General features: G+C 49.5%; 10 protein-coding genes. All 10 read right to left on the bottom strand.

The annotated features are described in order from the left end of the window. Positions 1-52 precede the first annotated feature (52 nt). The 10 genes from AWQ23_RS15190 to AWQ23_RS15145 all read right to left on the bottom strand — a co-directional run bounded on the left by AWQ23_RS15190 (position 53) and on the right by AWQ23_RS15145 (position 12,028). Positions 53-1,066 (bottom strand): AraC family transcriptional regulator, encoded by a 1,014-nt coding sequence (locus tag AWQ23_RS15190; RefSeq protein ID WP_062437013.1) that lies wholly within the window; start codon positions 1,064-1,066, stop codon positions 53-55. A 17-nt stretch (positions 1,067-1,083) separates the two neighbouring features. Beyond that, positions 1,084-1,815, bottom strand: a complete 732-nt coding sequence (locus AWQ23_RS15185; RefSeq protein ID WP_062437011.1) for a DUF4386 domain-containing protein — start codon at positions 1,813-1,815, stop codon at positions 1,084-1,086. A gap of 266 nt (positions 1,816-2,081) precedes the next feature. Then, positions 2,082-2,531, bottom strand: a complete 450-nt coding sequence (locus tag AWQ23_RS15180) for a GFA family protein (protein WP_062437008.1) — start codon at positions 2,529-2,531, stop codon at positions 2,082-2,084. A gap of 175 nt (positions 2,532-2,706) precedes the next feature. Beyond that, positions 2,707-3,495 (bottom strand): zinc ribbon domain-containing protein, encoded by a 789-nt coding sequence (locus tag AWQ23_RS15175; RefSeq protein ID WP_062437006.1) that lies wholly within the window; start codon positions 3,493-3,495, stop codon positions 2,707-2,709. Then, complete coding sequence (locus AWQ23_RS15170) at positions 3,489-5,678, bottom strand: hypothetical protein (RefSeq protein WP_062437005.1); 2,190 nt, start codon at positions 5,676-5,678, stop codon at positions 3,489-3,491. Before AWQ23_RS15170 ends, AWQ23_RS15175 begins: the two co-directional genes overlap by 7 nt. A 2-nt stretch (positions 5,679-5,680) precedes the next feature. After that, positions 5,681-6,733, bottom strand: coding sequence for a two-component regulator propeller domain-containing protein (locus tag AWQ23_RS15165; RefSeq protein WP_062437003.1), 1,053 nt, complete (start codon positions 6,731-6,733; stop codon positions 5,681-5,683). Further along, positions 6,720-7,376, bottom strand: coding sequence for an ABC transporter ATP-binding protein (locus tag AWQ23_RS15160; protein WP_062437001.1), 657 nt, complete (start codon positions 7,374-7,376; stop codon positions 6,720-6,722). Before AWQ23_RS15160 ends, AWQ23_RS15165 begins: the two co-directional genes overlap by 14 nt. Next, positions 7,373-8,959: an iron ABC transporter permease gene (locus AWQ23_RS15155; RefSeq protein ID WP_062436999.1), complete on the bottom strand. Its 1,587-nt coding sequence runs from the start codon at positions 8,957-8,959 to the stop codon at positions 7,373-7,375. Before AWQ23_RS15155 ends, AWQ23_RS15160 begins: the two co-directional genes overlap by 4 nt. Continuing rightward, positions 8,959-9,963, bottom strand: coding sequence for an extracellular solute-binding protein (locus tag AWQ23_RS15150; RefSeq protein ID WP_232309021.1), 1,005 nt, complete (start codon positions 9,961-9,963; stop codon positions 8,959-8,961). The genes AWQ23_RS15155 and AWQ23_RS15150 overlap by 1 nt, the downstream gene beginning before the upstream one ends. Positions 9,964-10,201: 238 nt before the next feature. After that, positions 10,202-12,028 (bottom strand): hypothetical protein, encoded by a 1,827-nt coding sequence (locus tag AWQ23_RS15145; protein WP_083500763.1) that lies wholly within the window; start codon positions 12,026-12,028, stop codon positions 10,202-10,204. Positions 12,029-12,332 lie beyond the last annotated feature (304 nt).

The raw sequence follows: 12,332 nt of genomic DNA, 5'->3' as shown, positions 1-12,332 counted from the left end.
GAATTTCTTGACAGTTGCTGCCGAAATTTTGACTGAGTGCGCCAAGTTCGGCTTAATTTGGTTTGGTCTGGAGATTAAGACGGAAAGAACGTGGTGTCTGTCCAGCCCAGCGCTTAAAAGCTCGTGTAAAAGCACTTTGCTCAGAAAAGCCCGTCATGAAAGCGACTTCTGCTAGAGAATAATCAGTCTGCTGTAAAAGCCGTTCTGCTAACTGACGCCGTGACTCATCTACCAGCGTTTGGTAGGAGTAACCTAGCTCTGAGAGTCGGCGTTGTAAGGTGCGTCCGCTTATGGTGAAGTGCTCGGCAACATCAGAGATCGTTGGCACACCTTCACTCAGGCATCGAGAAACGTAAATACGCACCTGGTGTTCGAGGGAATGGGGGTCTGCTAATTTAGAGAGTTCAGTCTCAAGATGGGTATCAAAAAATTGGGAAATACTTTTGTCGCCAAGCTGGTTGGGGGTTCGCAACGACTCATTGGAAACTAATAATGCGTCTCGGTCGGCATCAAAGTGCATTGGACAGCCAAAATAGGCTTGATGTTTTCTGATGCGTTTAGGGGCTTGGTGCTTGAAGTAAACGGCTAGCGGTGTGAAGGGCTTGGTAGAGACTTGCCGGCTAATTGAGACGATACTGGCAATTGTCGCTTCATTGGAAAGTCGCATCCCCAGGCGGCGATCGCCTATTCGCTGTAAGTGTATAAATGCTCCTTGGTCTATTCGCTCAACTGTATAGGTCGAAACGCTCGTCAGCACGCGGGCATAACGTTCTGCCCGTTCATAGGAGCCGCCCAGATTTGTGGCTGACTTCCAAGCCAGGCCAAAAGCACCATAATCATCACAACGCATTGCTGCCCCCGCTCGCAGTGGCAAAGTTGTACCATTATTTTCGGTTATGGCAATCTTTTCTAGAAAGGAATAGTAATCCGTATCAGAAACCATCTGGGAGGGATCAGCGGCGCTATCTGGATCAATACCGAGGGATTTCAAGAGGTCATCTTTGTCGAGGGCATCTTCAACGACTCCGACAACTTTTCTAACGAACAATGAGGTAATCTGTCCCATTCAAAAAATGTATTTTTTTATAGCAAACCAACACTCTCTGTCTTTTCTTGCCACTGTTTTGGATTCACTCCCTTAATCAGCAACCACAGACATAGGGAGAGTTCTGAAATAATCGTCACCAGATAAATTGGCGCGATAGCTTCGACGAAGTCCGGAAACAAAAACCGTGTATAACTCCCAATCAGATAAGTGATGCCCGCAGCCATGACTAAGTATCCAAGCACCCTGGGCATATATAGCGACTTGGCAATTAAGTAACCGAGAACGAGACAATGAACCCCAAACAGAATCAGGCCGAGATCATACCCATAGCTGTGCAGATCAAGAAATAGCGATGAAAGTGAGTTGAGTTGAGCGACATCGAATGCCGCAGTATAATTTGAACCTTTCAAAAGAAGTATGGCTGCGTAATAGTTGAGGAGACTAAGGGCAATTACTGCTGTCTGGGTCACTCGGAAACATAGGGCAATCAGAGCAAGTATTTTATTAATTGGCCGCAGAAGTACAAACAGTAATACAGCCACGGCCACATCACTCAGGCACATGATTGAGTCGGCTAGAAATCCAACCCGGAAAAGCGGCTCTGCTGCCATAATGTTGCTGGCAGTCGTCGCTGCATCTCCTGGAGCAATAAGTGGCGATCGCACAAATATTTCGCTAAAAAGTCCGAGAACGATGATGATCAGATACAACACCCCTACTGCCCGCGCGTAGATTTGTGGCGACGTCTTAAATGTTTGGTCTGCCATGACATATTTCCTCTTCGTGGGCTTTACTTTTTGGTTTTTATGGTTGAACTAGGGGGTACGCCGCACCTGCCACACAACAAACCAGGCTTATCAGGATATTACCGCAGACTTTCGTGATGCAACATGGCGATCGCCTCATCGGTAAATCACTTCCTCGCTATCTTCTCAGAGATTTTTGTATCTAATATGTCTGACACTTTGAATATCGATTAAGTATGGTGGGATTTATGTGTTGCACTGTACATTTCTCAATTTTGTAGCCGCTGCTATTTGTTGACGTATTCCTGGATTAACGCCGGATATTCCTCTGGAAGTGGGAGCTTTTTAAAACTACGCTTTGCACCTGTCGTAGCCCACTCTAGCTTCTCATCCGTATAGGTTTCCATAAATGGCTTGTAGTTTTGAGGGTGATCTAGCATCGTGGAGCGGACATTGACAAAATCATCCAAACCTTCAGGCCGTGTAAATAGCCAACTCATGCAATATCCGCAAAAGTAATGACGCGTGTTCCCATGCAGTCCACCAATAACAGGTACACCAGAGGTGACTGAAAAGGTAGCGCTCGGAAATAATGCACTCAGGCTAAACGCACTTGCAGTCATTTTCTGACACCCCACACAATGACAAGCCATTGTAATCAATGGTTCTGACGTAACCTCAAATTTCACCTGTCCACAACGGCATTGACCTGTCACCTTACGAACTGCGGTATCCACAATAATTTTTCTCCAGATTTTCTTTACTTAAGAGTCGTCTAAAAAAATAGAGACTCCATCTTTAACAATACGACAGTACTTAAGAAGTAATAATGAATTGTAATGAATGATAGATGAGAGGATTTTTACCCTCTATCGTTAGGAGATGAGTCCCAGGGATGTGTAGAGACGAGAGTTAGTTTAAATTCAGACCGCAATGACTACAGAATTTTGCACCAGGGCGGGCTAGATGGCCACATTTCGGACAAGCTGAAGGATGCTCAATAGGTGCAGCAGCCACCGCAACAACGGCACCACAATGGGGACAAAAATGACTGTTTTGGGATAAAAGATGATGACATTGGGCACAGCGTCGATTCACGCTCGTCGGGGGAATGGGATGGTTAGGGGCGATCGCCGCTGGAACTTTTTGATCAACAGATTGAGTTCGCGTCATTGTCGCCAATTCCTCCAAGGGTAAGGGGCCATCCTCAACGGTGACATGACGACGCACAAGGCCACAGCTTGGGCACCGGGGCAGATCTTCAAACCAGCGGCTACGGCATTGGGGACATTGGGGCAGTTGTTCTGTGAGCGGGGGAAAGATCAGATCCCTTGAACCATCGGTATTTGTACGCCAATAACCCCGGTGCAGAAAATAATTTAACAAAGCTTTCCCTTGGTCGGGCCGCAGACTGAGTTCTACAGCGATCAAAAAAGCACCAATGGCCTGAAACTGATAATCCCGAATTAAAGTTGCAACACTATAGCCACCTGGTAAAGGCTTAAATAAGCTAGCGGGTTGTTGCTGGGAAAAATCTGGAGGCGGTGAACCTGCTTTTACATAAGCCAAGAGATCCTGGGCTAAACCCGGTACCTGGGCCATGCGTTGGGTTGCATTCCAGAGTAACGACGTTGGTTGATAGCCTAAATTGGCGATCGCCGTTGCTAAGGGTAATAACGGATGTTCTTGTGGCGTTACCATACCTCTCGCCCCCAATCATCTTTAACTTTTAAAGCACCGGATTTAACAAGGTTATAAATTTGCTGCCGTTGCTGGGGATTTGCCTTACTGACAAAATCCATGAGCGTTTTCTCCCGTACCCAGGATTTTGGTGGTTGATTTTTTGGTGCTTGTTCTGCGCCCTCCTTCAGTTGATCCCAGACATCTTTAATGCTGGCTAACTCTTTCTTGTAGGCTTCTTTACTCAGGGCATTGCCTAAACGGTTACCAAAGGATTCGGCGTCATTTTCATTATATTGACCCGCATAAATCACTGGATCGGTGTCTGAGCCTGTATATTTTTGGGCATTAGTCGTTGCGGCGTGGCGGGCTGTGGGATTTTCCATGGGGTTATTCGGATCCCATTGTTGAGCGTGCTTCACTTCGTGGCCGATGGTGGCGATCGCCTGTTGAGGATTTTTATACATGTATGAGTCAGTGTTAAACACAACTCGCCCTGTATTTGGATCGAAGTGGGCATGAACCATATTGCCATTAGCATCCTTTAGGCCAGAACCGAAATCGACCTGTACCGGCCCTACTCCCAATTTATGGCCACATAAATTCGCAATGTATTGTAGGGTTTGCTGTTTGTCCGCATCAGAAAGCTGGTTCCAGCCCGATCTTGTCAATGGGCGGATCTCAGAATCACCCGTTAACGCCTCAAGACTATCAATGATCAAAGCCGTATCAACAATACCTTCAACATATTGATCATGATCTGCGCTTGGAACTGGGGTACTAAAAATCGTCGCCCAATCATCCCCAGAATCTCCCGTAATTTGAGAAATCGGAATGACAAATAGCGGATTATCTTTAAGGGTGACAAATTTTCCATCGGGCGTTACGTCCCAATTATTGCGATACACTTCCCGCGACCCAATCCATTGATTTACCCGTGGATCGACAGGAACCCAACTATTAGGATTATAAAAAGGTGCATTTGGCATCCCAGGTTGCTTCGGTACGCCTGGCCCTTGGCCCGGTGAAGCTGGAAAATTTTGTCCAGGTGGGATGTTCACATTGCGAACGGGATCATTTCTCGTACCGCTTCCAGTAATGTTTTGTTGCCACGGTGGATTCTTCACGTCGGGATAGTCCCGGAAAGGATCTTCTTTTGTACCAGTGCCGTAGATGCCTTGTTTCCAGGGGGGATTATTGGCATCAGGGTAATCACGAAAAGGATCATCCGGCGTGCCAGTGCCATAGATAACTGTGGGAATTGAAGGCAAATTACCTAAAATCCAGCCTGTCCAGAAACCGCCCGCAGCAGGAAAACCGAGGGTCGCTGTTGTGATAACGCAGGGGCCACTGGCTAACCAGCGATCTAGGCTACCACCTGCTTCTTGCCAACCACAGTCATCGGCGAGGACAGGAATGCCATGGGCGGCGTAAAACCCTACCAAACTGAGCGATAGCAGTATTAAAGTCTGGGTCGATGGTGGTTGATTGCCCTTCAAAATAAGGACTAAGGCAATGGCGATCGCCCCGAGGAAAAGTAATTGGGGAATGCCGCCAAAAAACCAGAAGCAAATGGCCGCAATGAGATAGCCCACCATGAGGCCAGCTAAGAGGGTTTGTAACGTGACCTGGGACAAAGCTGGGGGAGATTGATGGCGAAATAGACGATGGGCATCTTGCCAACCCAACTGAGCCGCAAGGCGCAGGAGATGTTGGGGTTCACAAACGGCGGCCAGGGCAAACAGAGCAATTTGGATACTCACCAGCAGATTGCCCAAAAAGGTACTAAAGGCGATCGCCACCGCCAGACCCACCCAGGGGAAAGGACTTTGAAATTGACTCGCTTGTTGGCCAACATCCACGCAGATTTGCGGCAGTTGACCGATCCCCTGGAGATAGTTACCCAGGGTGCCTCGAAATAGGTGACCCACCAAAATGCCACTAAATAGCCAAAATAATGTGCCGGGTACAAGCTGATCCGAGATCACCAAGACGGAACCGAGCCAAGGATTTGTGGTCGGATTAAACCCTTCGTTCACACCAACCAATAGGAAAGTATGCACCAGCCACATCACACCACCGACGATAACCCCAACCACGATTTGGCGAGGTAATGCTTGCAGAAAAGCTTTTAAAAGCCAGCCCAGCAATTGCACCAGGGTTTTCGGTGCCTGTTGGCTTTGCCCATTAGAAGAAGCAGCCATGGTTATTGCTCCCCTAAATTGCGTAAATAGTGGGCATCGAGTCGCGTAATGCCGTTACGGGTACCGAGCCAGAGATTACCAAATCGATCCTGTACCATTGCCTTTACCTCCTGATCCGCCAGGCCATCGGCTTCCGTGAGAATGAGCCATCGTCCCTGGGAATCTAAGCGAGCTAAACCGTCATATTCAGAGCCAAACCACAGCACCCCGGTTTGATCTTGGTAGATGGAGCGGACTTTTTCTCCAGCAAGGCCATCTGCTTTAGTGAAAATTTGGGCGATCGCCCAACCAGTCGTGCGTCGTTCCAGGCGAGCGAGGCCACCACGATCAAAAAGACCCATGCCCACCCAGAGATGCCCTGTATCATCGCTAAATAGGCTTGTAATGTTATTATGGGCCAGCCCATTGGCCGTCGAAAAAAGTTGGCAGGATTTCTTAATACAGTGGCTTAACCCGCCTTTAGGAGCCACCGCCGAGCCAAACCACATTCCCCCCTCGGCATCTTGATGAATGACATTTACCATCCGATCCGGTAGTCCATCCGCCGGGGTTAAAAAGTGCCAATCCTTGTTTTCCTTGACCGCTGCTCCCTCCCAGGTGCCGATCCAAAGTTGACCCGCCCGATCCACATAGAGGGCATTAATTTGACCTTGAAAAAACGGCTTATCGGATTGATAGGGGTGGCACCCTTGGGCATCGACATAATTTAAACCGTTGCCATGGCCAATCCAGAGCACACCGTCGGGATCGATTGCTAGGGCACGGACGAATTGCAACGGGCGATCGCATTGGAGGGGTTCAACGGTATGGGGAGGTTGTAAAGCAATTTGAAAGACCCCTGCCTGACCCCCTGCCCAGAGATGATCACCTTGAATAACGAGGGCAGAAACTTCCTGGGGAGGACGAATAATTTCCCAGCCTGGTTGTTTGGGTTGTCCCTGCCAGCTTTGAAAGAGAGACAAAAGTTCCCAGATAAATAGGCCCAAGGTGCTGACAATTGCGCCAAAAAGCAGGTATTTCCAGAGTTTTAAGCTGTACGGTTCAGGATATTTCATCGGATTGCAGCTTTCCTTCCTTTAGCCAGAAAATTTGCTCACTGAGATATTGGGCTTCGGTCGGGTCATGGGTGACATAAAGGGCACAGGCGGCAGTTAGCTCAAGATATTCGCGGATGTAATGGAGCAGAGTCTGTTTAAGGGCAATATCCAGATTCGTCAGGGGTTCATCGAAAAGGACATAGGGGGGATGGGGCGCTAAAATCCTTGCCAAGGAAGCCCGTTTCGCCTCCCCCCCGGAAAGTTGGTAGGGATAGCGGTGGGCCAAGGGGGCGATCGCCAACCGTTCGAGGAGTTGTTGGATGCGTTGTTTTTTCACCGGGGCTGTGAGGTGGCCCAGACCAAAGGCAATATTTTGGGAGATGGTCATGTGGGGCCAGAGAATCGGCGTTTGAAAGACAAACCCAATGTGGCGTTGGTGGGGGGCAAGGATTTGCGTTGAAGAACTGACCACCTGACCGGCGAGGGAAATGGTACCGCCATCGGGTTGTTCAAGGCCAGCAATTAGGCGTAACAGGGTGGTTTTGCCGCTCCCGGATGGCCCTAAAATCGCCACGGTTTGCCCTGGTTCCACTGTCAGAGCTAAATTATCCAGAATTTTAGCTGTCTGATAGGTTTTACTGAGATTTTCGACTTGGATCATGGTCTATCTCCCCCTCGGTAAATGGTGCCCCAACCCCTTAATCCCCAAGCCATCAGTCCACCAACCCCAAAGGCGATCGCCACCAACACCAGACATAACACCGCCACCGATGCCGCCGCTCCGTAATGCAGATAGTTATAAATCCGGAGGGTGAGGGTGGAATATCCAGGGGGAATCACGATCAAAGTAGCGCCCAATTCACCGACACTGAGGGCAAAAACCAGACCCGCCGCCGCCAACAACCCCGGTAGGAGCAGTGGTAAACGCAACCAGAGCCAAATCCGCCACCGGGGGCCAACTTCCAAGCGGGCAGCCTCCCAGAGGGGTTGGTTCAATTGCTGTAATTGCGCTAGGAGTACCAAACTGGCGAAGGGGGTAAAGCGGGCGAGGTGGGCTAAAAATGGCATCAATGGTGTGCCGTAAATTTCCAGGGGAAGCGGGCGATTCCACAGATCAATCAAGCCAATCCCCACTAGGGGTGCGGGTAAAGCCAAGGCCCAAATGACTAGCCCCCAAGTCACTCTCCCCCAACGGTCATCACGGTTGAGAAGCTGGGCGATCGCCAAGGCCAGGGGTAAAGCGGCGATCGCCACCGTCAAACCCAGGCCAACGGTAAAAGTTATTTCCCCGGCAGCAGCTTGGATCGGGGGAAACCACTGGGATTCCTGGGCCGCTACGACCAGCAAATTAACGAGGGGCACCAAAATTTGCAAGGCAAAAAGACCAAGGGTCAGGTACTGGAGCCAGACGAACCACCAAGGCCAACGGGGGGGAATTTCCCAGAGATTTTCCTGGGGTGAAAGTTGCATCGTTTGCTGGAGGGGCAGTTGCAAGATCAAAATCACCCCCCAGGCGATCGCCAAGAGGGGTATTGCTAAAAGAAACGCCCGGGCTGGTTCATTGCTGGTGCTGTATTCCGCGAAAATTTCCAGGGCATAGGTGCCAATGCCAAACAACGAAGGAAGGCTATAGTCCATTAGGCTCAACAGAAAAATCAAGCCAAAACTCGCCACAAAACTCGGTAACGCCAGGGGCAAAATAATTTGTCCCAACACCCATAGATCCGGCACCAGGAGCCGCGCCGCCTCAATTGCTTCCCGACCCACCGCCGCCAAACCCAACCAGCCCAAACCCACCGCCAAAGGCAAAAACGCCATCACTTCCACCCAACCGCAACTCCACCATCCCTGGAGGGGCACTGTCCCAAAACCAAGGCTGCGTAAACCCCCATTCAGCCCCAGACCCAAGGCTGACCAACCGAAGGAATGGATATAGCTCGGCACAAATAGGAGCGGCAACAACCCCCACCGCCAAGCCCAGGCCGTCTGCCACAGGTAACAGGCAATCAGACCCCCCAATACCGTGCTCACCGTCCCTACGGCGATCGCCAATTGCAGACTATTTCCTAACAGTTGCCAGCGTCGCCCCGTCGGCACCAGTAGAGATAACCAGGCCCCATTCCCTTGGCCCAGTTCAACGATCACACTGGCCATCAAGCTCAACAGCGGCCCAAAGACCATCACCAGAAACCCCCCCAACCCCAGGGTTGTCCATGGATTTAATCTGTGGCGATCGCCTTCCATCAGCGAATAAAAATTTCACTCAGGTCTTGCTTTGACGGTTCTAACTGCCCATAAATGGCATCTAAACCCACCGCCATTCCTTGGATACTTTGTCCTGCCAGACAACCGGACACCGCCGCCCCAGGATATAAAGGCAATTGGCTACCCCCCACGGCCATCAACCGTTGTTCCGTTTCTGGACTGACGAGAAAATTCACCAGTGCTTGCCCCTGGTCAGGATTCGGCCCATCCGCAATTACGGCCACTGTTCCCGTCAAGACAAACGTCCCCATTTCCCCAGGCCCCTGATCGGGAAACACCAGGGCCACCGGTGCCCCCTTTTCCACGGCGTTACAGGCATCATCGGTATCCGTCAGGCCAATGCTCACCTGACCATCGACCACCAGATCCCGCACCACCGAGTTCCCATCGACGACCTGCACATTTTTACGTTGGAGATCAGTAAAAAACGCCCGGGCTGGCTCTGGCCCCCAAACTGCATAGAGGGCGGCTGCATGGGTCGCTGTGGTGCCGAAAAAAGGATAGGCGATCGCCATTTCTGACCCAGGCCATTGATCGCTGGTGAGATCGGTTAAAGACTGGGGCGCTTCATCAATTGCTAAACGATCCGTATTAATCAGCAATACCCTTGCCCGTCCGCCCATTCCCGTCCAATAACCTTCGGGATCCCGGTACTGGGGTGGTAGCGCCGCAGCAACTGGCGGTTCATAGGGTGCTAAAACTCCCTCTCCTTGCAACAGTAAGGTTTGGGCGAATTCTCCACTCCAAAACACATCCGCCTGGGGTCGTTCCTTTTCCCGCAAGAGACGCTGGGCTAAACCCGTGGTTTTTGTTGCTTCCACGTCATAGACGGGCAACACATCAATGCCCGTTGCCGCTGTAAATTCCGTCAAAATTGGTTCTGCATAGGTGCGATCAACAGAGACATAAATGACAACTTTTTGCTGCTGATTTTCGGGTTGACAAGCAATAATTGCTCCAGCAAAAAATGTAGAAAAAACCAATATTTTGCAATACTTTTTAATGGATATCAACACTTCATTAACACCACCAAAAAATGAAAGTCTTTTAATATTTTTAGGCTAGCACCATGTCCAATTTGACAAATTAACTTAGCAACAAATCTCAACTCCAACCCTTAGAAATACTCAATGCCTTTAAAGCAGAGGTAATCTGTCCAGGTACAACTGCTTTATAACCAACAGAGAATCCTGGACAGAAATTATTTTTAATTTTTTGAAACTAGAAGGCAGTGATGTTTAAATTACCGTGATCCACTTGAATGTCGTAGCCTGTTGTTGTGCCCGCATGGGACGTAAAAGTAAAATTGGGAGATTCGATACTGAGATCTTCAAACCACCAAGTCCGGTCTGTTTTTGCTCCCAAATAGGCCACGCCAATATCTACCCCTAACCAGGCTTTGACCTTCATGCCGGGGACGATATTCCAATTGGCTTGGTAGGTCGGCTCATAAATCCTAAAAAAGGAATTGTTGTTAAAAACGAGGGGTTGATAGGTTGCCGGAAACTGTTCAACGGTGTGGGTGCCATTGTTGGGGCCAAGCACGGGGGGAAACTGGGCCAACATCTCCAGATCTTGACCAACCATATTCAGCTGAGAACCAAGGTGGAAAGTCGCGCCGACGATGCCGTAGTTTAAAGTTCCTCCGGTCACATCAGGGGACCACACTTCGCCGATGGAGAAACTTTGTCCTGGGGCAGGGGGTGTCATGTTGCCACCGGAACTTAGATAGTCCGTTAGGTCTACTCCAATACCTAGCTTTCTATTGTTGCCACAGCTCCACACTTCTAGGTCACACCTAACGCCGACGGTACCTTGAACTTCTGCAACGATTTCCTGTCCGCCAAAGATCTGATCACTGGGGATACCCGCTGCTTGGTAGGTGTTGGCATTGCCATCGATGGGCGTGAGATCAACAGTGGGGGAAAAAGCCGTTAGTTGATTATTCGCCACCTGAATTGTCCGGTCAACGGTGAGGTCTAGCTGGAGGGGAATCCTTAAACCTAGGCCATAACCAAGGCTGGCATAGGGTTCTGCATAGACACAAACATCACCAAAGAATAAATCGATGCAGTCGCCAATGCGGTGTCGCCATTCCCGCCCACTGCCCCAGGTAAAACCATTCACTAGGTAATGGGTTTCTGTGTGGCGATCGCCACGGGCTAGTTGTGATAAATCTAGTTGGGGGCGGATAAGGGAAAAATTCGGCCGTTGATTATTGTCACGCGTTTCAAAGGGAAGATTCCGGTTTAAGGTGATCGACCTTCGGGGAATCGGTTGATAGAGATTGCTGGTTTCGAGAAAGCTAAAATTAGGCGTTGTAAAGTCAACATTAGGCCGAACAAAGGGTACATCCAGTAAGGTTTTGTATTGAACCTTGGGCACCATGAGATAGGTTTCTTCGTTAATCCTGCCATTGTTAAGGGCCACCTGGAGCAGTTCGTCGTCTGGGAGAGCCCGCAGTTGGCTGAGGGTGTAGCCGTTAATGGGGCTAGCGTTCAGTTGATTGAGCCTACCTCTAATTTCCGTAATTTTGGTGCTGATGTTGTTCTGGGTTGGTGCAGGCTGCTGTAGGGTTCTGGGTTTGGTTTGGCGATTGAAACAAAGAATGCCGAGGTCGGTTAATGCTTCGCCCCGTTGGTCACAGGCAAGGGCACTACCTTGATATTCCAGCCGCTGCAAAATAATCAGCCGATCTGCAAAATCGTAGGCGGCGACGGTGAGCTGGGGATTGGGGTCAATGCCTTGGGTTTTGATGATGTTGGCCAATTGGGGCAGGGCACCGGGGGATTGAAGATAAGGTAAAAAATCAAGGGTCACCCCATCACTGGCCTGGAACTGTAATTCGTGGCGGCGGGCCTGGATATCCTGGAGATTTTGAAACTGGATAGTTCTTAAGGGGGGACGTTCCAGCAGATAGTTATTGAGGACATCCTGGGGGGATTCGCTCAAGCTTTGGGCGATCGCCAAATTATTGATAAATAGTACTGGGCAGGTAAGGACTAATAACTGCAAGCAAATACCTACCGGTCGATGTTGCCTTTTCATGGAGTCGACCTCCTTCTTGAGAAAATCTCCCTGCGGGTGAGGGAAATCGCTAAGTCCAGTAGAGCAGACCTGAAGTCATCGCCGAGAAAACAAGCAAACTAAATTTGAGTCAGTATCTAGGCAATTGATAATGCCTAAAAATTTTTCTAGCTCCACATCAATTATAGGTATTAATAATTGCTAAATGAATTAAATATTGAATTCTCTTCACATTATTTCGCGATTCAGTCCTTCGTTGAGAACTATTAAATAAAGTTGAATTTTATATTGCCTAAAGAATGAGTTTGTTAAATAAAAAAATCAA

It is taken from the genome of Picosynechococcus sp. PCC 73109 (assembly GCF_001521855.1).
Taxonomy (GTDB): domain Bacteria; phylum Cyanobacteriota; class Cyanobacteriia; order Cyanobacteriales; family MRBY01; genus MRBY01.
Note: the sequence above shows the minus strand (reverse complement) of the source record. Positions and strands in the feature narration are given on the sequence as shown.